At 72.1% G+C, this 19,901-nt stretch carries 17 protein-coding genes; 8 read left to right on the forward strand and 9 right to left on the reverse strand.

From position 1 onward, the window contains the following. Window positions 1-102: 102 nt before the first annotated feature. From ACFYY7_RS02450 to ACFYY7_RS02460, 3 genes are read right to left on the reverse strand one after another with little or no spacing between them, the layout of a single operon-like run. Window positions 103-1,431, reverse strand: a complete 1,329-nt coding sequence (locus tag ACFYY7_RS02450) for a M20/M25/M40 family metallo-hydrolase (protein ID WP_388655987.1) — start codon at window positions 1,429-1,431, stop codon at window positions 103-105. Next, window positions 1,428-2,819 (reverse strand): cytosine permease, encoded by a 1,392-nt coding sequence (locus tag ACFYY7_RS02455; protein WP_388655990.1) that lies wholly within the window; start codon window positions 2,817-2,819, stop codon window positions 1,428-1,430. The genes ACFYY7_RS02450 and ACFYY7_RS02455 overlap by 4 nt, the downstream gene beginning before the upstream one ends. Further along, window positions 2,819-3,772: a DUF1177 domain-containing protein gene (locus ACFYY7_RS02460; protein ID WP_388655993.1), complete on the reverse strand. Its 954-nt coding sequence runs from the start codon at window positions 3,770-3,772 to the stop codon at window positions 2,819-2,821. The genes ACFYY7_RS02455 and ACFYY7_RS02460 overlap by 1 nt, the downstream gene beginning before the upstream one ends. 160 nt (window positions 3,773-3,932) lie before the next feature. Here ACFYY7_RS02460 and ACFYY7_RS02465 point away from each other — a divergent pair, with 160 nt between their 5' ends. After that, window positions 3,933-4,760: an IclR family transcriptional regulator gene (locus ACFYY7_RS02465; protein WP_266737091.1), complete on the forward strand. Its 828-nt coding sequence runs from the start codon at window positions 3,933-3,935 to the stop codon at window positions 4,758-4,760. 29 nt (window positions 4,761-4,789) lie between these two features. Next, the gene (gene pepE, locus ACFYY7_RS02470) at window positions 4,790-5,518 is read left to right on the forward strand and encodes a dipeptidase PepE (RefSeq protein WP_388655996.1); all 729 of its coding nucleotides are present in this window, start codon (window positions 4,790-4,792) and stop codon (window positions 5,516-5,518) included. Here the strand turns inward: pepE and ACFYY7_RS02475 are convergent. Continuing rightward, a complete protein-coding gene (locus ACFYY7_RS02475) occupies window positions 5,481-7,283 on the reverse strand; it encodes an MFS transporter (RefSeq protein WP_388655998.1) in 1,803 nt (600 codons plus the stop codon). The two genes, pepE and ACFYY7_RS02475, sit on opposite strands and share 38 nt — an antisense overlap. A 260-nt stretch (window positions 7,284-7,543) precedes the next feature. Between ACFYY7_RS02475 and ACFYY7_RS02480 the strand changes: the two genes are divergently transcribed. From ACFYY7_RS02480 to ACFYY7_RS02490, 3 genes are read left to right on the forward strand one after another with little or no spacing between them, the layout of a single operon-like run. Further along, window positions 7,544-9,724 carry an acyl-CoA dehydrogenase gene (locus tag ACFYY7_RS02480; protein WP_388656000.1) on the forward strand — a complete coding sequence of 727 codons (2,181 nt, stop codon included), beginning with the start codon at window positions 7,544-7,546 and terminating at the stop codon, window positions 9,722-9,724. Between the two features lie 29 nt (window positions 9,725-9,753). After that, the gene (locus tag ACFYY7_RS02485) at window positions 9,754-10,950 is read left to right on the forward strand and encodes a lipid-transfer protein (protein ID WP_351251816.1); all 1,197 of its coding nucleotides are present in this window, start codon (window positions 9,754-9,756) and stop codon (window positions 10,948-10,950) included. A 49-nt stretch (window positions 10,951-10,999) separates the two neighbouring features. Then, window positions 11,000-12,421, forward strand: coding sequence for an MFS transporter (locus ACFYY7_RS02490; protein ID WP_388656002.1), 1,422 nt, complete (start codon window positions 11,000-11,002; stop codon window positions 12,419-12,421). Window positions 12,422-12,646: 225 nt separating this feature from the next. Here ACFYY7_RS02490 and ACFYY7_RS02495 read toward each other — a convergent pair whose 3' ends face one another. From ACFYY7_RS02495 to ACFYY7_RS02510, 4 genes are read right to left on the reverse strand one after another with little or no spacing between them, the layout of a single operon-like run. Next, entirely contained in the window at window positions 12,647-13,279 is a 633-nt protein-coding gene (locus tag ACFYY7_RS02495; protein ID WP_358943718.1) for a response regulator transcription factor, read from the reverse strand. Between the two features lie 5 nt (window positions 13,280-13,284). Then, complete coding sequence (locus ACFYY7_RS02500) at window positions 13,285-14,526, reverse strand: sensor histidine kinase (RefSeq protein ID WP_388656005.1); 1,242 nt, start codon at window positions 14,524-14,526, stop codon at window positions 13,285-13,287. A 24-nt stretch (window positions 14,527-14,550) separates the two neighbouring features. Next, entirely contained in the window at window positions 14,551-15,273 is a 723-nt protein-coding gene (locus ACFYY7_RS02505; protein ID WP_388656008.1) for an ABC transporter permease, read from the reverse strand. Further along, window positions 15,273-16,223, reverse strand: a complete 951-nt coding sequence (locus ACFYY7_RS02510; protein ID WP_388656011.1) for an ABC transporter ATP-binding protein — start codon at window positions 16,221-16,223, stop codon at window positions 15,273-15,275. Before ACFYY7_RS02510 ends, ACFYY7_RS02505 begins: the two co-directional genes overlap by 1 nt. Before the next feature lie 287 nt (window positions 16,224-16,510). Between ACFYY7_RS02510 and ACFYY7_RS02515 the strand changes: the two genes are divergently transcribed. The 3 genes from ACFYY7_RS02515 (at window position 16,511) to ACFYY7_RS02525 (ending at window position 19,540) form a co-directional block, all read left to right on the forward strand. Then, window positions 16,511-17,383: a MaoC/PaaZ C-terminal domain-containing protein gene (locus ACFYY7_RS02515; protein ID WP_388656014.1), complete on the forward strand. Its 873-nt coding sequence runs from the start codon at window positions 16,511-16,513 to the stop codon at window positions 17,381-17,383. 97 nt (window positions 17,384-17,480) lie between these two features. Next, window positions 17,481-18,557, forward strand: coding sequence for a Zn-dependent alcohol dehydrogenase (locus ACFYY7_RS02520; RefSeq protein WP_388656017.1), 1,077 nt, complete (start codon window positions 17,481-17,483; stop codon window positions 18,555-18,557). 41 nt (window positions 18,558-18,598) lie between these two features. After that, window positions 18,599-19,540: a 3-oxoacyl-ACP reductase gene (locus ACFYY7_RS02525; RefSeq protein ID WP_388656020.1), complete on the forward strand. Its 942-nt coding sequence runs from the start codon at window positions 18,599-18,601 to the stop codon at window positions 19,538-19,540. A gap of 93 nt (window positions 19,541-19,633) precedes the next feature. On the opposite strand, the gene ACFYY7_RS02530 is transcribed toward ACFYY7_RS02525, so the two are convergent. Further along, window positions 19,634-19,801 carry a hypothetical protein gene (locus ACFYY7_RS02530; RefSeq protein WP_388656023.1) on the reverse strand — a complete coding sequence of 56 codons (168 nt, stop codon included), beginning with the start codon at window positions 19,799-19,801 and terminating at the stop codon, window positions 19,634-19,636. Window positions 19,802-19,901: the final 100 nt, after the last annotated feature.

The raw sequence follows: 19,901 nt of genomic DNA on the forward strand, positions 1-19,901 counted from the left end.
TCGGTGGCGTCGGGCTCGGCCGCAAGGCCGTACGCCCCCGCCGGGCACAGTGTGTGCTCGGCGGGGGCGTACGAGGGGTGAGCCCGGGTCGTGACGGTGAGGTCAGCAGCTCTGCCAGAGGCGGGTCATGACGCGGACGCCGAAGCGCAGGCCCTCCAGCGGGACGCGCTCGTCCACGCCGTGGAAGAGGCGGCCGTAGTCCAGGTCGTGCGGGAGCTTGAGGCCCTTGAAGCCGAAGCAGCGGATGCCGAGGTGGGTGAAGGCCTTGGCGTCGGTGCCGCCCGGGTTGCAGTACGGGACGGGGTGGCCGTCCGGGTCCTCGGCGCGCACGGCCTCGCACATGGCGTCGACCAGCGGGCCGTCGAACGTCGTCTCCAGCGCGATGTCGTGGTTGACCCACTCCCGGGTGACCGAGGGGAGCAGCAGCTTGTCGATGGTGTCGATCAGCTCCTGCTCGTGGCCGGGGAGGAAGCGGCCGTCCACCCGGGCGGTCGCCTTTCCGGGGATGACGTTGGTCTGGTAGCCGGCCTCGAACATGGTGGGGTTCGCGGAGTTGCGGAGCACCACCTGCATGAAATCGGAGACCGGGCCCAGCTTCGCGAGGCTGCCCTCGATGTCGTCCTCGTCGAACTCGACGCCGTAGAGGCGGGCCGCCTCCTCCAGCAGGGCGCGGACCGGCTCGATCAGCCGGATCGGGAAGGTTTCGCGGCCGATCCGGGTGAGCGACTCGGCGAGGTCGGTGACCGCGTTCTCGTCGTTGGGGGAGGAGCCGTGGCCGGCCCGGCCGGTGGCGGTGAGCTCCATCCAGGCCATGCCGCGCTGGGCGTTCTCGATCGGGTAGAGGCGGCGGGTGTCGTCGATGGCGAAGGAGAAGCCGCCGCCCTCGCCGATCGCCTCGGTGACCCCGGCGAACAGCTCCGGGCGGTGCTCGACCAGCCAGTGGGCGCCGAACTTGCCGCCCGCCTCCTCGTCGGCGAGGAAGGCGAGGACCAGATCGCGCGACGGCCTGGTGCCGGTGCGGGCGAAGTGGCGGGCGGTGGCCAGCATGACGGCCACCGTGTCCTTCATGTCGATCGCGCCGCGACCCCAGAGGTAGCCGTCGCGGATCTCGCCGGAGAACGGCGGGACCTGCCACTCGGAGGCGTCGGCCGGGACGACGTCCAGGTGGCCGTGGACCAGCAGGGCGCCGCGCTCGGGGTCGGCGCCCGCGATCCGGGCGATGACGCTGGCGCGGCCCGGGGCGGACTCGACCAGCTCGGACTCGATGCCCACCTCGGCGAGGCGGCCCACCACCCAGTCGGCGCTCGCGCGCTCGTTGCTGGTGGGGTTGGAGGTGTCGAACCTGATCAGTTCGGCGCAGAGTTCGACGACCTCGTCCTGGGCCTGGTCGGAGGCCGGGACGAAGGGGACGGAGGAACCGGCGGTGGTCATGCTGCTCCCACGGGGGTTGTCGCGCGGGCGGCGGGGGCGGCGGTGTCGTCCTCGTCGTCCAGGGTGGAGGTGCCGTACGGCTTCACCCAGCCCAGCAGGCCGAGGGCGCTGTACAGGATGAAGGCGGTGGCCAGGGAGTTCAGGGCCGGGATGCCGCCGTCGTAGAACTTGCCGACGCAGAACGCCGCGATCCAGATGGCGATGGACATCGGGACCCAGGTCGGCGAGGTCTTCGGCAGGGTCTCGGACTCGCGGGTCTCGTCCAGCGGCTTGCGCATCCGCTTCACGACCCAGTACTCGGCCACGATGATGCCGCCGATCGGCGGGATGGCGACGCCGAGGACCGAGAGGAACTCGGTGAAGTGGGTCATGATCCCGACCGCGGACAGCGCCGTGCCCGCGATGCCGAGGACGATCGTGACCGCGCCGCGGTGCAGCCGCTTGCCGAAGACGACCTGGAAGAAGTTGACGACGCCGAGCGAGGAGCCGTACAGGTTCCAGTCGTTGATCTTGGCGGTGGACATCAGGACCACGATGACGCCGAAGGCGCCGGAGGTGGAGAGCACGATGTGCGAGACCTCGTTGCTCTTGACCAGGTGGCCCAGGAGCACGCCGGTCAGGCCGACGATGTACTCGGAGAGGATCATCGACGAGGCGCTCTGCAGGAAGACGTGCGAGCCCTTGCGGTTGTACCGGGTCATCTCCGGGGACACGATCGCGCCGGTCATGTAGCCGCCCGCGATGGCGGTGGCGGCGACGGCGAGCGGGATCGTCTGGCCGGGCGGCGGCGAGTGGACCAGGTCGCTGAGCGAGTGGTCCTTCAGCGTCGAGACGATCGACCAGGCGACCATCGCGAAGAACAGCGGCGTCACGATCTTGGCGAAGACGGCCATGTACTTGAAGCCGAAGATCACCAGCGCGGTGATGGCGATGCCCGCCAGCACGCACCACATCCAGGACGGACCGCCGACCAGCGCCGAGACGCTGTTGCCGAAGATCGTGTTCTGGACGCCGAACCAGCCGACCAGGCTGACCGCGATGACGAAGCTGACCAGCGCCGAGCCGTTGCGGCCGAAGCCGACCCAGCGGGTCAGCATCGGGGTCGCCAGGCCCTCGCGCATACCGGCCAGGCCGATCGCGAAGATCACGACCTCCAGGATCACCGCGCCGAGCGTGAAGGCGAGGAAGGCGTCCCCGAAGGTCATGCCGACACCGATGGTGGCGCCGAGGGTGAACTGCGAGATCGAGCCGGACTGGGCGAGCCACTGGAGCAGCATCGACCAGAAGCCGAACCGCTTGTCGCGCGGCACACGGGAGAGCGCGTAGTCGTCGCTGCCGATGTTCTTGGCCTCGGGGGCCACGGCCTCGGCCTGCGGGGTGGCTGCCATCAGGACTCCTGGGGTGTACGGCCGAAGGTCTGCAGGTGCGTCAGTGACCCGTAGCGGCTGACGAGGTTGTCGAACTCCACCGCGTCGTGGAAGTCCAGTTGACCGCCGCCGAAGGCCTTGGCGACCTCCACGGCGTAGCGGGCGGCGGACGCGATGTCCGTCTCGTGGCTCGCGCCCGTACCGCAGCCGGGCACCGCGGCGGCCGAGGTGATGGCCAGGCCGACGACCGGGGCGGCCGTCGCGGTGGAGGGCTGCAGGATCGAATTGATGTGGTGTGCCCCATTACCGTACGGGGTGATGTCCTGCGTGGTCACGGGGTACGTGACCAACGGCTCACCGGTCACCACGGCCAGCAGCTCGCCGAGCTGCTCGCTGACCCGGAGCACCCAGCCCTCCTTGACGGTGGGCGACAGGGCGAGGCCCTTGTGGTTGATGATCCGGTTGCCCTTGGTGGTGTCGATGGAGAGCACGGCCTCCATCTCGCCGGTCACCTCGTGGCGGTTCATGGTGGCGATGTCCACGGGCGAGCCCATGAACGGCACCGGGTCGTGCGGCTCGGTCGGCGCGTTCGGGCAGATGTGGGTGGCGACGATCACGTCGCCGGGCAGCACATCGCCGCGGCGGCGCATGTCGAGCAGCTTGGCGGCGGTGGCGATCGCCGAGGCGGCGCCGTCGGCGTCGGAGACCAGACCGGTCACCTCGGGCCGGGCGCCGATGCCTCCGAGCCGGCCCACCACGCCCAGCGTGCGGGCGCTGCCACCGGACGTACGTCCGTGGGAGCCCGGGATGCGGACCATCACGAAGTCCGTCGAGCCCTGCTCGCCGGCGACCGTGGTGACCTGTGCGGACGAGCCCTCGGTCCCGCTCACGGAGTCGAGGTACTCGACGACCGTCTTGCCATTGACCTGGGGATCGTCCAGAAGATCGACGATGTCCAGTACGTACTTCAACATGGGGGGCCTTTCTCGCTCATCCGGGCACCCGGGCCGGCGCTGGGGCCTGTCCGGCGGGGGAAGCGCGGGGCGGGGTGCTGAGGCCACATTCGGGATCGGATAGCGTTGAACGCAACTGTTTCCCGTTATTTGCAATTCAGGTCTGAATGGTGAGATGACGATGGCGGACTTCGATCTGGACCGGCGCACCCCCGCCGGAGCCCTGCAAACCGTCGACCGGGCGCTCCTGGTGCTGCTCGCCTTCGAGCGGACCCGGCCCGACTGGGGCGTCACCGAGGTCGCCGAGGAGTTCGGCTGGGACACCTCGGTGGCCCAGCGGCTGCTCGCCACCCTCGCCGGGCGCGGCTTCCTGGTCTCCGACCCGGTCACCCGCCGCTACCGCATCGGCCCCGCCGTGCTGCGCCTGGGCAGGCTCTGGGAGCGCTCCGGATCGCTGGAGCTGCTGGCCGGGCCGGTCCTGGAGGAGCTGCGCAGGGTCACCGGCGACACCGTGCTCTTCTGCCTGCCGGACAGCTTCCACATGCGGTGCGTCGCCGCCGAGGAGGGGGAGGCCGGGCCGCTGCGGTACTACCCGCTGGTCGGCGAGCTCTATCCGGCGCACGCCGGGGCGACCAGCAAGTCGTACTACGCGTACCTCCCCGACGAGCAGCGCCACCGGCTCTTCCGGGGACGCCCGATGGCCCGCTTCACCGACCGGACGGTCACCGACCCGGACCGGCTGGAGGAGGAGTTCCTCAAGATCCGCGCCCAGGGTTACGCCTGGACGGTCGGCGAGTACGACACCGGGATCGCGACCGTCGCCGTACCGGTCTTCCTGGGCCGCGAACCGTACGGCAGCCTCAGCCTCGGTGGCGCCTCGGAGCTCTTCCGGGACGCGCCGGACGACCGGCTCGACGCACTGCGCCACGCGGCCCAGCTGCTGGAGCGGCGGCTCACCCACCCTCCGCAGCGCCCGAAGCCCCGCACCCGTCGCCCCCGTACCGCCTGATGATCCGGAAGAGAACCAAGAGGAACCCCATGAATCTGCTGCTGCTCTCCAACTCCACCCAGCACGGCCGCGGTTATCTGGAACACGCCATCGACACCGTCACCGGCTTCCTGCCCGCCGGTGCCCGGCTGGCCTTCGTCCCCTACGCGCTCGCCGACTACACCGCCTACACCGCACGCGTCCGCGAGGCCCTCGAACCCCACGGCATCACCGTCCGCGGGGTCCACGAGAACGCCGACCCGGTCGCCGAACTCGGCGCGTCCGACGCCGTGTTCATCGGCGGCGGCAACTCCTTCCGCCTGCTGAGCGCCCTGTACCGGACCGGTCTGCGCGACGCGGTCACCGAGGCGGTACGGAACGGGCTGCCGTACATGGGGGCCAGCGCCGGGACGAACATGGCGGCGCCCACCCTGCGCACCACCAACGACATGCCCATCGTGCAGCCGCCGTCCTTCGAGACGCTCGGCCTCGTCCCGTTCCAGATCAACCCGCACTATCTGGACCCGGACCCGGCCAGCACCCACAAGGGCGAGACCCGCGAGGAGCGGCTCACCGAATTCCTGGAGGAGAACGACGTACCGGTGCTCGGCCTGCGCGAGGGATCGTGGCTGCGGGTCGACGGGCGCCAGGCCCGGGTGCAGGGCGCCCGCCCCGCCCGGCTGTTCACCCGCGGCGCACAGCCGCAGGAGCTCCCGGCGGGGTCGGACGTCTCTCATCTGCTCACGACGACACCGCGGTTCGACGCTCCGGTGCGCTGACACCCAGCACCAGATCGGCGTCGACGGGCAGGCCGTCGCCCGGGTACGCGGCCGGGCGGGCGCTCGGCGCGTACCCGGTGGCGGACCCGGCCAGCACGAAGTCCCCGCCGTGCGGGGCGGCCAGCGCGTAGTGGCCGTCCTCGTCCGTCACGGTGAGACCGGCCTGCCGGCCCCGGTGGTCGATCAGCGTGACGTTGGCGCGGGCCACCGGGGCGCCGTCCCCGTCCAGCACCCGGCCGCGGAAGCCGCCCGAACCGGCGACGGGGCGGGAGGCGCCCGGTACCGGGGCCGGGTCCTGGGCGTCCCCGGCGCTGCTCGCCAGCAGCGCCGGGCGCATCGCCTCGCGCCGCGACGGCAGGAACGAGGCCAGCACCAGCCCGATCACCACCGCGCCCGTCGCGATCAGGAACGAGATGCGGAACCCCTCCATCGAGGGCAGCACCGCCCCGCCGGTGCGCACCGAGGTGTTGGCCAGCACCATGCCGATCACGGCGCTCGACACCGACGTACCGATCGACCGCATCAGGGTGTTCAGGCCGTTGGCCGCGCCCGTCTCCGACGGGTCGACGGCCCCGATGATCAGCGCGGGCAGCGAGGAGTAGGCGAGCCCGATGCCGGCGCCGAGCATCACCGCGATCACCACGGTCTGCCAGGCGGCGCTCATCAGCCCGAGCCCGGCCCCGTAACCGATCGCGATGACCAGCATGCCGAGCATCAGCGAGACCTTGGGGCCCCGGCGGGCGGACAGCCGGGCGTACAGCGGGGCGACGAACATCATCGTCAGGCCGAGCGGCGCCACGCACAGCCCCGCGACCACCATCGACTGCCCGAGGCCGTACCCCGTCGACGCCGGCAGCTGGAGCAGCTGCGGCAGGACCAGCGAGACGGCGTAGAAGGCGACCCCGACCATGATCGAGGCGAGGTTGGTGAGCAGCACCTCGCGCCGGGCCGTGGTCCGCAGATCGACCAGCGGGGCCGGGCTGCGCAGCTCGAACAGGCCCCACAGGACCAGGATCACCAGCGAGGCGCCGATCAGGCCGAGGGTGCTTCCCGAGGTCCAGCCCCAGTCGCTGCCCTTGGTGATGGGCAGCAGCAGGCAGACCAGGCCGAGCGAGAGCCCCAGCGCGCCGACGAGGTCGAAGCGGCCGGGGGCGCGCAGCGTGGGCTCCGGCACGACCAGGACGGTGAGCGCCATCGACAGCACACCGAGACCGGCCGCGCCGAGGAACAGGGTGTGCCAGTCGGAGTGCTGGGCGACCAGCGCGGCGGCGGGCAGCGCCAGGCCGCCGCCGACCCCGATCGAGGAACTCATCAGCGCCATCGCCGAGCCGAGCCGCTCGGGCGGCAGCTCGTCGCGCATGATGCCGATGCCCAGCGGGATGGCGCCCATGGCGAAGCCCTGGAGCGCGCGTCCCACGATCATGATCACGAGGTCGTCGGTGGAGGCGCATATCAATGAGCCGGCCACCATCACGGCGAGGCTGGCGAGCAGCATCTTCCGCTTGCCGTAGAGGTCACCGAGCCGCCCCATGATCGGGGTGGAGACGGCCCCCGCGAGCAGCGTCGCGGTCATCACCCAGGTGGCGTTCGACGGGTCGGTGTGGAGAAGGGCGGGCAGGTCCTTGATGACGGGGACGAGCAGGGTCTGCATCACCGCGACGGTGATGCCCGCGAAGGCGAGCACGGGGACGACTCCGCCGCCCGCCCTGCGCGGCCTCGGATCGGGGAGTTCCCCGGTGTGCTGTCCGTTCGTCGTCTGTGGCATACGTGCGGCCTCCGGGCGGCGTGATCGAGGTTCTGGGCAGGCATGCGGGCGGCACGGGCGGGCAGCGCCCGACCGCCAAGTGTGTGCAGCGTGAAACCTTCCCGGTGCGCGCGGTATTCCGGTGAACGCGGTGCGAACGGGGGCACTACGGCGCACTCGGCCGGAGCGCGGGGAGATCCTTCCGTCATCTGACCTTCCGTCAGAATGGAACGTGTTCTACTCTTGCGCCGTTCCAGTGGCTGCGACCGGCGAGGATCCGCATGGGCATCGGAATCACCGAAGAACACAGGGAGTTGGCGCAGTCCGTACGGGGCTGGCTGGCGCGCGCCGTACCGCCGAAGGAGATCCGCGCACTCCTCGACGCGGACCCGCCCGGTACCAACGGCGTGCGCCCCGGGTACTGGGACGGGCTCGCCGGACAGGGTCTGCTCGCCATCCATCTGCCCGAGGAGCACGGGGGCGGGGGCGGCCGGCTCCTCGATCTGGCCGTGGTCCTCGAAGAGGCCGGCCGGGCCGCGCTCCCCGGCCCGTACCTGTCGAGCGCCCTGGCCTCCGCCGTACTGCACACGGCGGGCCCGCCCGGCCTCGTGCGCGACCTCGCGTCCGGTGCGCGCATCGGCGCCGTCGCGCTGGGCCCCGGCACCCTCACCGCCGTCGAGCACGAGGACGGCCATCTGCTCGACGGCACGGCGCCGCCCATCCTCTCCGGCGCCGAGGCCGACCTGCTGCTCCTGCCCGCCGAATCGGCCACCGGCACCCTCTGGTTCGCCGTCGACTCCGCCACCGCCGGGCTGACCGCGCGCCCGCACCGGGGCGCCGACCCGACCCGGCCCACCGCCGAGGTCCACGCCGAAGGCGTACTCGTCCCGGCCGGCCGCCTCGTACGGACCGACACCACCCGCGTCCGCGACCTGGCCGCCGTCCTCCTCGCCGCCGAAGCCTGCGGAACCGCGGCCAGGGCACTGCACACCGCCGCCGAACACGCCAAGGTCCGCGAACAGTTCGGCCGCCCCATCGGACAGTTCCAGGGCGTCAAGCACCTCTGCGCCGACATGCTCGTACGCGTCGAGCGGGCCCGTGCGCTGGCATGGGAAGCGGCCCGCGCCGCCGACGAGGAGGCGGACCCGGACGTACGGTCCATGGTCGCCGCCCTCGCCGCCTCGGACGCCCTCGACGCCGCGTACGGCTGCGCCAAGGATTGCGTCCAGATCCTCGGCGGCATCGGCTTCACCTGGGAGCACGACGCCCATCTGTATCTGCGCCGGGCCCTGGTGGCCCGCCAGTTGCTGGGGACCGGCGACAGCCACCGGCTGCGGGCCGTCCGGCTGGCCGAGGGCGGGGCGCGCCGCTCGCTCGCCCTCGAACTCCCCGACGGCGCCGCCGCCCACCGGGCCGCCGCACGCGAGGCCGTCGCCGCCGCCCGCGGCCTCGACCCCAAGGCCGCCCGCCGCGCCCTCGCACCGACCGGCTACGCCGCCCCGTACCTCCCCGCCCCCTACGGCCTGGGCGCCGGCCCCGTACAACAACTCGCCATCCAGCAGGAGTTGAAGGAACAGGGGGTGAAGCTGAGCGACCTCGGGATCGCCACCTGGGTGGTGCCCTCGCTCATCGCCCACGGGACGGCCGAGCAGCAGGAGCGCTATCTGCTGCCCACCCTGCGCGGCGAACTCCTGTGGTGCCAGCTGTTCTCGGAGCCCGACGCGGGATCCGACCTCGCCTCGCTGCGCACGAAGGCGGAACGGACCGACGAGGGCTGGCGGATCAACGGCCAGAAGGTGTGGACGAGCGCCGCCCAGTGGGCCGACCACGGGATCCTGCTCGCCAGGACCGACCCGGACGCCCCCAAGCACCAGGGGATCGGCTACTTCCTCGTCGACATGAAGAACACCCCGGGCATCGAGATCCGGCCGCTGAAGGAGATCACCGGCGACGCCCTCTTCAACGAGGTGTACTTCGACGACGTCCTGCTGCCCGCCGACGCCGTCGTCGGCGAGCCCGCCGGCGGCTGGAAGGTCGCCCGCAACACCCTGGGCAACGAACGCGTCCACATGGCCGACCAGATGACCTTCGACACCGGCCTGGAGGCGCTGATCGCCCGCTCCGGCGAACTCGACGGCGCCTGCCGGGCCCGCATCGGAGCACTCGCCGCCGAGGCCCACGCACTGGGCTGCATCGGGCTGCGCACCACGATGCAGCAGGTCTCCGGGCTCGAACCCGGCGCGGGTGCCTCCGTCCGCAAGCTCGTCCAGACCACCCACCAGCAGAAGGTCGCCGAACTCGCCCTCGAACTGCTCGGCCCGGCGGGCGCGGCCGGTGAGGGGCCGGGGGAGCGGGCCCTGCACGGCTTCCTGATGTCCCGCTGCCTGACCATCGCGGGCGGCACCACCCAGGTTCAGCTCAATGTCGTCGCCGAGCGCATCCTCGGCCTCCCGCGCGATTGAAGGGACTTTCCATGAAGCCCATGAAGCTCATGAAGGCGTACGTCATCGGCGTCGGAATGACGAAGTTCGAGAAGCCCGAGACCCGCGACTGGCAGTACTGGGACATGGCGAAGGAGGCAGGTACGGCGGCGCTCGACGACGCCGGGGTCACGTACGAGCAGATCCAGCAGGCCGTCGTCGGCTACTGCTTCCAGCCCTCCACCGCCGGTCAGCGCGCGGTGTACGGACTCGGCCTGACCGGGATCCCCGTCTACAACGTCAACAACAACTGCGCCACCGGCTCCACCGCCCTGATGATGGCCCGGCAGTTCGTCGAGGGCGGCGGCAGCGACTGCGTCCTCGCGCTCGGCTTCGAGAAGATGACGCGCGGCGCGCTCGGCGGCGGTGGCGCGGACGGCGGTGCCGCCGACTTCAAGACGTCACCCGTCGCCCGGCACTACGGGATCATGGCCGCCGCCCACGGCTTCGAGATGAGCCCGCCCACCGCCCAGATATTCGGCAACGCGGCCCGCGAGCACATGGAGCGGTACGGGACGACCGAGGCGCAGCTCGCCGCGGTGGGCGCCAAGAACCACCGGCACTCGGTGAACAACCCGTACGCCCAGTTCCAGGACCCGTACACGGTCGAGGAGATACTCGCCGCGAAGACCATCCACCGCCCGCTGACCAAGCTCCAGTGCTCACCCACCTCGGACGGTGCGGCGGCCGCCGTGGTCGTGTCGGAACGCTTCGTCGAGACCCACGGACTGGGCGACAGGGCGGTCGAGATCGTCGCCCAGGCCATGACCACCGACACCACCGACTCCTTCGCCTCGGGGACCTGCATCGACGCCGTGGGCCGGCCGATGTCGCAGGCCGCCGCCCGGCAGGTCTACGAGGCGTCCGGGCTCTCGGCCGCCGACCTGGACGTCATCGAACTGCACGACTGCTTCTCCATCAACGAACTCCTCACCTACGAGGCCCTCGGGCTGTGCGGCGAGGGCGAGTCCGGGAAGCTCGTCGAGTCGGGCGCCACCACGTACGGCGGCCGCTGGGTGGTCAACCCGTCCGGCGGGCTGATCTCCAAGGGACACCCGCTCGGCGCCACCGGCATCGCCCAGACCGCCGAACTGACCTGGCAGCTCAGGGGCGAGGCGGGAAACAGGCAGGTGAAGGACGCCCGGGTCGGCCTCGCCCACAACATCGGGCTCGGCGGAGCGGCGGTGGTGACGCTGCTGCGGCGGTAGGCCCGAATACCGATGTACGGGGCGATGCGCGGGTGCGACTATGACGGACATGGTTGACGTCACCACGCCCGCGCCGCCGCGAGAGCGGACCAGCACCCGCACCTGGGCGGCGGTGCTCGCCGCCTGCATCGGCCAGTTCCTCGTCGTGCTCGACGTGTCCGTCGTCAACGTCGCCCTGCCGTCGATGCGTTCCGACCTCCGGATGAGCTCCGCCGGACTCCAGTGGGTGCTCAACGCCTACTCGATCGCGTTCGCCGGATTCATGCTCCTCGGCGGACGCGCCGCGGACATATACGGACGCAAGCGGATGTTCCTCATAGGCCTCGGCCTGTTCACCGCCGCCTCCCTGGCCGGCGGGCTCGCCCAGGAGGGCTGGCAGCTGCTCGCCGCCCGCGCCGCGCAGGGGCTCGGCGCCGCGGTGCTCGCCCCCGCCACCCTGACCCTGCTCACCACCGCAGTCCCCGAGGGCCCGGCCAGGACGAAGGCGATCGGCACCTGGATGGCCGTCGGCGCGGGCGGGGGCGCGGCCGGCGGGCTGATCGGCGGGGTGCTCACCGATCTGCTCTCCTGGCGCTGGGTGCTGCTGGTCAACGTGCCCATCGGGGTGCTCGTCCTGGCCGGCGCCGCCGTCCGGCTCGTGGAGGGCCGGGCCGGGGACCGGCGGCGGATCGACCTCCTGGGCGCGGTACTGGTCACGGTGGGCCTCGCCTGCGTCGCGTACGGCATCGTGCAGACCGAGGAGTCGGGGTGGGCCGCGACGGCGACCCTGGCACCGCTGCTCGGCGGGGTGGCCCTGCTGGGCGTCTTCGTGGCGGTGGAGGCCCGGACGGCGGAGCCGCTGATGCCGCTGCGGGTGCTCGGGGCGCGGGCGGTGACATCGGCCAACGCGGCGATGTTCGTGATCGGTTCGGCGACGTTCTCCATGTGGTACTTCATGACCGTGTACGCCCAGGCCGTGCTGGGCTACAGCCCGCTGGAGGCCGGACTCGCCCTGATGCCCACGTCGTTGGCGGTCGTCCTCGGCTCGAAGTGCGCGCCCCGGGTGATGGCCGTGACCGGCACGAAGAACCTGGCGCTGATCGGTACGGCGGTCGCCGCGGCCGGTTTCGGCTGGCAGTCCACGATGGGCGCCGACGGTTCGTACCTCACCTCGGTCTGCCTGCCCGGGATCCTGATGATGGCCGGTGCGGGCCTGGCGTCCACTCCGCTCGCCTCGCTGGCCATCACCGGAGCGGCCCCCGGCGAAGCCGGTCTGGTCTCCGGGCTCGTCAACACCTCCCGCACGATGGGCGGTGCGCTCGGTCTCGCCGCGCTCTCCACCGTCGCGGCGGCCCGCACCGCGGGCGGCACCGGACCGGAGGAGCTCACGGCCGGGTACGCGCTCGCCTTCCGGACGGCCGGCACGGTGCTGCTGGGCGGGCTGCTGCTGATGGTGCTCTGGCTGCCGCGCGCCCGGTCGGCCCGGCGCTGAGGCGAGAGGCCCGCCCGCGCCCGGTCGGCCCGGCGCTGAGGCAAGAGGCCCGCCCGCGCCCGGTCGGCCCGGCGCTGAGGCAAGAGGCCCGCCCGCGCCCGGTCGGTCCGGCGCTGAGGCGAGAGGCCCGCCCGCGCCCGGTCGGTCCGGCGCTGAGGCGAGAGGCCCGCCCGCGCCCGGTCGGCCCGGCGCTGAGACGAGGGGCCGCAGGCGCTGCGGCCACGCCTACAGCCACCCCTGCTGCCGCGCCGCCCGTACCGCCTCCATCCGGTTGCGGGTCCCCGTCTTGCCGATCGCCGCGGACAGGTAGTTCCGCACCGTCGACTCGGACAGATGCAGCTTCGCCGCGATGTCGGCGACCGTCGCCCCGTCCACCGAGGCGTTCAGCGCGTCCCGTTCCCGCGCGGTCAGCGGGCTCGGGCCGGCACTGAGCGCGGCGGCGGCCAGCGCCGGGTCGATCACCGTCTCCCCGCCCAGCACCCGGCGGATCGCGGCGGCGAGCTCCTCGACCGGACCGTCCTTGACCAGGAACCCCGCCGCCCCGGCCTCCATGGCCCGGCGCAGATAACCGGGGCGGCCGAACGTGGTGAGGATCAGCACCCGGCAGTCCGGTACCTCCTCGCGCAGATCGGCGGCGGCGTCCAGCCCGCTGCGGCCCGGCAGCTCGATGTCGAGGAGCGCCACATCGGGGCGGGACAGCAGCGCGGCGTCCACGATCTCGTCCCCGGCGGCCACCTGCGCCACGACCTCGATGTCGGGCTCCAGACCGAGCAGCAGCGCGAGCGCGCCCCGCATCATCCCCTGGTCCTCGGCGAGCAGCACACGTACGGACTTGGCCGGACGGTGGTCCTGCGGCATCTCGTTCACCGTCCCAGCGTATGGCTCGTGGCGGCGCCGGGAGTGCCGGCCGCGTCCGCCGGGCCCGCCTCGTCCACCGGGAGCTGTGCCGTGACCACGAAGCCGCGCTCCGTCCCCGGGCCCGCGCGGAGGCTGCCGCCCGCCGCGGCGAGGCGTTCGGTGAGCCCGGTCAGTCCGGTGCCGCCGATGCCGGGCGCGGCCGGGGCGTCCGGGTCGGGGCCGCGGCCGTCGTCGGTGACCGTCAGTCGGACCCGTTCGGCCGTGCCCTCGACCACGAACGAGCAGGTGGTCGCGTGGGAGTGGCGTACGACGTTGGTGACGGCCTCCCGCACCACCCACCCCAGCAGCGCCTCCGTCTGCGGGGCGAGCGGCGGTCCCGAGCGGCGGAGCACCGGTTCGATCCCGGCGGCGGTCAGCGCGGAGCGGGCCCGGTCCAGTTCGGTGGCCAGGCTGCCCTCCCGGTAGCCGGTGACGGCCTCCCGGATCTCGGTGAGGGCCTGCCGGCCGACGGACTCGATGTCGGCGACCTGGGCGAGCGCCGCGTCCATGTCGCGCGGCGCGAGCCGGCGGGCCGCCTCCGACTTGACCACGATCACGGAGAGCGTGTGGCCCAGCAGATCGTGCAGATCGCGGGAGAAGCGCAGCCGCTCCTTCTCGACGGCGGTACGGGCCAGTTCCTGCCGGGTGGCGCGCAGTTCCATCACCGTCTCCGCGAGGGTGAGGAGCGCGGCCGTCACCGCACCCGAGATGAAGGTGCCGTAACCGACCGTCCACGGGTCCGAGCCGCCGTGGCCGCGCCACGCCGCCACGAAGGTGGCGACCGCGGCGAGCGTGAGCATGCAGACCGCCAGCTGCCGCTTGCGCAGGACGGAGCCGCAGGCCAGCGAGAGCAGCGGGAAGAACAGCAGCCAGCTCCCGCCGTAGCCGATCGCCAGCGCGAGGGTGATGGCGGCCATCGCGGCGAGCAGCCAGTACGACACCGGGCTCTCGCGCTTCCTCCGGTCGAAGGCGCGGAACACCACCGAGACGTAGAGGGAGTTGAAGGCGAGCAGCCCGAGACCGCCGAGCCAGGGGTTGGCCGCCTCACCCTGGAAGAGATTGGAGAAGGAGCCCATCCCCATCAGCAGCCAGGGCAGCAGGGCGTACGGGCCGGGTGGGCCGGGGCGCCGCTCCGCACCCTTCCCGCGCCGGCGCCACCACGGGCTCGGCCGCCCCTGCGCACACGCATCCGCCCGGTTCCTGGCCATGTCCCCTCCTGTCACATGGTCCACTCACACGGTCCTTGCGGACCGACGGTACGAGATCACGGCGTACGTGCCGAACAGCAGGAGCCAGGCGCCGAGCACCGCGACCGTGCCGACGCCGGGCGCGTGGCCCTCGGTGGTCGCCCAGCCCAGGTCGGCGAAGCGGTTGGCCGGGGTGAACCTGCCGATGGAGCGCAGCCAACCGGGCAGCAGCTCCAGCGGGAACCACAGCCCGCCGACGATCCCGAAGCCCATCAGACAGGCCACGTTGACCACCCCGGTGCCCTGCGGGGTGAGCCGGTAGCCGTTGCCGAGGCCGAGCATGGTGAACGGCAGCGCGCCGATCCACAGCACCACCGCCAGCGCGATCCACTGCCAGGCGTCCAGCCGCACCCCGTTGACCAGCCCGCCGGCCAGCAGCACCGCGAAGATCGTCGGCAGGACCGTCACCGAACCGCTGATCGCGCGGCCCACGACCGCCTGCGAGGGCGAGAGCGGAGTGACCCGCAACTGCTCCAGCCAGCCCAGGGTCTTGTCGGAGGCGACCCCCGTACCGATCGACATGGCGGAGCCCAGCGCCCCGTACGCGGCCATGCCGACCATCGAGGCGGTCTTCCAGCCGTCGACGTCGGTGCCGCCGCCGATGTTGGTGAAGAGCAGGTACATCATCACCGGCATCCCGGTCCCGAAGATCAGGAAGGAGCTGTCACGCAGGGTCCGGCGGATTTCGAGCACGATGTAGCGGTACATCAGACGTTCTCCCTCTCGGAAGCGGTCGTGGCGGTCGTGGCGGCCGGTGCGGTGAGGGAGAGGAACGCGTCCTCCAGCGTGGCCCTGGAGACCCGGAGGTCGCGGATCGCGTCCAGGCGGGCCAGCTCCCGGACGGTGGCGTCCGAGTCGTCGGTGTGCAGCAGCGCCCGGTCCCCGGAGACCTCGACGGTGACCACGCCGGGCAGCAGCTCCAGGCCCGCGGTCGGCCGGCCCGCCAGGTCGAAGGAGACGAGGCCGCGGCCGGCCGAGCCCCGGAGCGTGTCGCCGGTGCCGTCCGCGACGATCCGGCCCCGGTCGATCACGACGATCCGGTCGGCGTTCTCGTCGGCCTCCTCCAGGTAGTGGGTGGAGAACAGGACGGTGTTGCCGCGCCGGGCGTACGCCCGCATCGAGTCCCAGAACGTGCGGCGCGCCTCCACGTCCAGGGCGGCGGTCGGCTCGTCCAGGACGATCAGTTCCGGATTGCCGGCCAGCGCGACGGCGAAGCGGACGCGCTGGGTCTGGCCGCCGGAGAGCTTGTCGATGCGCCGGTTCGCGTAGTCGCCCAGCCCCGCCAGTGCGAGCGCCTCGGAGACCGGCATCGGCTCCGGGTAGGTCGAGGCGACGAAGTCGACCAGCTCGCGGACGGTGACCCGCTGGATGGGCCGCCCGTCCTGGAGCATGGCGCCGACCAGACCGTCCCGCACCGCGTGTTCGGCACTCCGGCCCAGCACCCGCACCGTGCCGGAGTCCGGCTGGTCGAGGCCGAGCAGCAGCCGGATGGTACTGGACTTGCCCGCGCCGTTGCGGCCGAGCAGGGCGACGGTCTCGCCGCGGCCGATGGACAGATCGACCCCGTCCACGGCCCGTACGCTGCGCTCCGCCCGGCCGAAGGTCTTGACCACCCCGGTGAGGTCCACCGCGGTTCCGTTCCCCGTTGTCTGCGTCATGGCCACGACGCTACGGAGACCGCCACGGACCCCGGCAGATGTGTCCGTACGGACTTCGCCATGACATATGTCATGGCCGGGGAGTGGGCTGGGGGCAGGCCCGCCAAGGAATCTGACGCTACGTCAGCAGTGGTCTTCCCAACCGCTGGGCACTGCGTTATACATGGGTTCATCGGCTAGAACGCGTTCTAGAACGGGCGTGGCGGCCGGTCCCGCGCGACCTCGGTGCGGCCGACGGTGCGGACGGCCGCGCCGAGGTCTTCCCACCATCAAGGAGCAGCTCTCCCATGCCCATTGATGCCGAAAAGGCTCTCGCCGCCGAACCCCGCTCCACCCGGATCAGCTGGGGCCACAAGGACGTCCAGCTCTACCATCTCGGGATCGGCGCGGGCTTCGGCCCCGACCGCCCCGATGCCGCGACCGACCCCGCCGAGCTGCGCTACACACTGGAGTCCCGGCTCCAGGTGCTGCCCTCCTTCGCCACCGTCGCGGGCGCCGGCATGGGCGTCGTCGGCGGACTCTCCTCGCCCGGCATCGACATCGACCTCGCCGCCGTCCTGCACGGCGGGCAGAGCGTGCGGGTGCACCGGCCGATCCCGGTGAAGGGCAGCGCCGAAGTGACCTCGAAGGTCGCCGCGGTGTACGACAAGGGCAAGGCGGCCGTGCTGGTGCTGCGCACCGAGGCCGCCGACGAGGAGGGCCCGCTGTGGACCAACGACGCCCAGATCTACGTACGGGGCGAGGGCGGCTTCGGCGGTGAACGCGGCCCGTCCGAACGGGCCGCCTACCCCGCGATCGCCCCGAACCACATCGTGCAGCGCCCCATCAGGCCGGACCAGGCGCTGCTGTACCGCCTCTCCGGGGACTGGAACCCGCTGCACGCCGACCCCGAATTCGCCGCGCTCGCCGGCTTCGACCGGCCGATCCTGCACGGACTGTGCACCTACGGCATCACGCTCAAGGCCGTCACCGACACGGTCCTCGGCGGCGATGTGACCCGTATCCGCTCCTACCGCACCCGTTTCACCGGGATCGTCTTCCCCGGCGAGACCCTCCGCATCGAGATGTGGACGTCCGAGAACCAGGTGCGGGTCGAGGTGAGGGCCGTGGAGCGGGACGACGCCATGGTTCTCGGCGACACCTTCGTCGAACACTCCTGACCCGTTCCGGACCGACTCCACGAGGACCGCAGGCCCACGTTCCACAGGCCCGGTTCCGCAGGCCCAGTTCCACACGCCCATGAGGGGAGCCGCACCAATGCGCGCAGCCGTACTGCACGAGATAGGCCAGGAGAAACTCGAAGTACTCGACGACGTCGAGGCGGTGGGCTTCGGCCCCGGCAAGGTCAGGCTCCGCATCCGGGCCACCGGGCTGTGCCACTCCGACGTCTCCGCGATGAGCGGCGTGCTGCCGCAGCCCGCCCCGTTCATCCCGGGCCACGAGGGCGCCGGCGAGGTCATGGACGTCGGCGACGGCGTCACCGGGCTGAGCGCCGGGGACCGGGTACTGGTCTGCTGGCTGCCCGCCTGCGGGGCGTGTCCGTCCTGCAAGCGCGGCCAGACCCAGCTCTGCCTGGCCGGCTTCATGAACGCGGGCACCCCCAACTTCAAGCGCCCGGGCGGCGACGTGTTCGGCTTCGCGGGCACCGGCACCTTCACCGAGGAGGTCGTCGTCGGCGCGGGCTGCGCGGTGCCGATCCCGGACGACGTGCCGTTCGAGATCGCCGCGCTGATCGGCTGCGGGGTGACCACCGGGCTCGGCGCCGCCATCAACACCGCGAAGGTGGAGGCCGGTTCGTCGGTCGCCGTGATCGGCTGCGGCGGCGTCGGGATCTCCACCATCCAGGGTGCCAGGGTGCAGGGCGCCGCCCAGATCGTGGCCGTGGACCCGGTCGCCTCGCGGCGCGAGGCGGCGCTGCGGTTCGGCGCGACCGAGGCGGTGTCGCCCGACGAGTTCGTCGACGCCAAGCAGCGGATCACCGCGGGCGAGGGCTTCGACTACGTCTTCGAGGTCGTCGGCAAGTCGGCCACCGCACGCACGGCGTACGAGAACACCCGGCGCGGCGGCACCCTGTGCGTCGTCGGCGCGGGCGCGATGGACGACAACTTCCAGGTCAACATGTTCGAGCTGTTCTTCGACGAGAAGCGGATCCTGCCCTCCATGTACGGGGGCGGCGACGTGCTCCGCTCGTACGAACGGGCCATCGCGCTCTGGCGGGCCGGCCGGATCGACCTCGAATCGATGATCACCCACCGGGTGCGGCTCGACGGGATCAACGACGCACTCGACCAGATGCGGACCGGCGAGTCGCTGCGTACCTGCGTCGAGCTCTGACCACCGCCCCGCCCCCTCCCGAGAGGACTGGAGAGATTCCGATGTCACTTCCCCTGGACGGCATGTCCGCGATCGTCACCGGCGCGGGCCGCGGCCTCGGACGCGCCGAAGCGCTGGAACTGGCGGGGCTGGGCGCGTCCGTGGTCGTCAACGACTACGGGCAGCCGGGCCGCGACGGCTCCGGCGAGGCGTCCGCGACGCCCGCCGAGGAGGTCGCCGAGGAGATCCGGGCCGCGGGCGGCCGGGCCGTCGCGCACCTCGGCGACGTCTCCGACCACGAACAGGCCCGTGCCCTGGTGGAGCTGGCCGTCGACACCTACGGAAAGCTCGACATCCTGGTCAACAACGCGGGCATCCTGCGCGACCGGATGATCTTCTCGATGACCGAGGACGAGTGGGACTCGGTCATCAGGGTCCACCTCAAGGGCCACTTCAACACCATGCACTTCGCCGCCGCGCACTGGCGCACCCGCTCCAAGGAGTCCGGCGGCCCGGTCCACGGACGGATCATCAACACCTCGTCCGAGGCGTTCCTGGCCGGTTCGGCGGGCCAGCCGAACTACGCCGCGGCCAAGGGCGGCATCGTCGGCCTCACCACCTCCACGGCCCTGGCCCTGGCCAGGTACGGCGTCACCGCCAACGCCATCTGCCCGCGGGCCCGCACCCGGATGACCGAGGACGTCTTCGCGGGCTTCCAGGAACCGACGGACGGCCGGCTCGACGCGCTCGCCCCAGAGCATGTCGCGCCGCTGGTCGGCTATCTGGCCTCCCCGGCCGCCGCCAAGGTCAACGGGCAGCTGCTCGTGGTGCACGGCGGGATGGTCGCGATCGTCGAACGCCCCAGGGTGGCGGCGAAGTTCGACTCCTCGAAGGAGACGTTCTCCTTCGACGAACTGGACGAGCTGATCTCGCCGTACTACGAGGACCGCCCGCCGAACGAGACCTTCGCCGCGGCGGAGGTGCTCGGCCTGAAGCGGGGCTGACGACCGCGAAACGGGGGGACGGGTGGGCCCCGGCAGCCAAGCGGCTGCCGGGGCCCACCCGTCCCTCGTCCTCCTCGTCGATGTTCCGCGCGGTCAGGCCGCCCGGCTGTCCCCCTCGGCGGGGCGGCGATGGCGACCGTGCGGCTGTGCGGACGCGTCGTCCATCGACTCACCCCCTCGGTGTTTTCCGGAGCCGCCGGCTTCGGCCCGGTCGGCGTCGGCCGGACGCGTCTGGGTCGGGTCGGTTCGGGCTTCAGACATGTGGGAAGTCACCCCGTTGCGATCGCTCAGATATGTGTGTCACCAGGGCCGATCACGCCGGCCGCACCCGGCACGGTCACCGTCGGCGACCGTCGGGCAC

Source organism: Streptomyces sp. NPDC001933, assembly GCF_042890955.1.
Lineage (GTDB): Bacteria > Actinomycetota > Actinomycetes > Streptomycetales > Streptomycetaceae > Streptomyces.

Bases quoted from the DNA above. Each gene is read 5' to 3' on its own strand.
- ACFYY7_RS02450 (WP_388655987.1), bottom strand. From the start codon at position 1,431: ATGACCACCGCCGGTTCCTCCGTCCCCTTCGTCCCGGCCTCCGACCAG.
- ACFYY7_RS02455 (WP_388655990.1), bottom strand. From the start codon at position 2,819: ATGGCAGCCACCCCGCAGGCCGAGGCCGTGGCCCCCGAGGCCAAGAAC.
- ACFYY7_RS02460 (WP_388655993.1), bottom strand. From the start codon at position 3,772: ATGTTGAAGTACGTACTGGACATCGTCGATCTTCTGGACGATCCCCAG.
- ACFYY7_RS02465 (WP_266737091.1), top strand. From the start codon at position 3,933: ATGGCGGACTTCGATCTGGACCGGCGCACCCCCGCCGGAGCCCTGCAA.
- pepE (WP_388655996.1), top strand. From the start codon at position 4,790: ATGAATCTGCTGCTGCTCTCCAACTCCACCCAGCACGGCCGCGGTTAT.
- ACFYY7_RS02475 (WP_388655998.1), bottom strand. From the start codon at position 7,283: ATGCCACAGACGACGAACGGACAGCACACCGGGGAACTCCCCGATCCG.
- ACFYY7_RS02480 (WP_388656000.1), top strand. From the start codon at position 7,544: ATGGGCATCGGAATCACCGAAGAACACAGGGAGTTGGCGCAGTCCGTA.
- ACFYY7_RS02485 (WP_351251816.1), top strand. From the start codon at position 9,754: ATGAAGGCGTACGTCATCGGCGTCGGAATGACGAAGTTCGAGAAGCCC.
- ACFYY7_RS02490 (WP_388656002.1), top strand. From the start codon at position 11,000: ATGGTTGACGTCACCACGCCCGCGCCGCCGCGAGAGCGGACCAGCACC.
- ACFYY7_RS02495 (WP_358943718.1), bottom strand. From the start codon at position 13,279: ATGCCGCAGGACCACCGTCCGGCCAAGTCCGTACGTGTGCTGCTCGCC.
- ACFYY7_RS02500 (WP_388656005.1), bottom strand. From the start codon at position 14,526: ATGGCCAGGAACCGGGCGGATGCGTGTGCGCAGGGGCGGCCGAGCCCG.
- ACFYY7_RS02505 (WP_388656008.1), bottom strand. From the start codon at position 15,273: ATGTACCGCTACATCGTGCTCGAAATCCGCCGGACCCTGCGTGACAGC.
- ACFYY7_RS02510 (WP_388656011.1), bottom strand. From the start codon at position 16,223: ATGACGCAGACAACGGGGAACGGAACCGCGGTGGACCTCACCGGGGTG.
- ACFYY7_RS02515 (WP_388656014.1), top strand. From the start codon at position 16,511: ATGCCCATTGATGCCGAAAAGGCTCTCGCCGCCGAACCCCGCTCCACC.
- ACFYY7_RS02520 (WP_388656017.1), top strand. From the start codon at position 17,481: ATGCGCGCAGCCGTACTGCACGAGATAGGCCAGGAGAAACTCGAAGTA.
- ACFYY7_RS02525 (WP_388656020.1), top strand. From the start codon at position 18,599: ATGTCACTTCCCCTGGACGGCATGTCCGCGATCGTCACCGGCGCGGGC.
- ACFYY7_RS02530 (WP_388656023.1), bottom strand. From the start codon at position 19,801: ATGTCTGAAGCCCGAACCGACCCGACCCAGACGCGTCCGGCCGACGCC.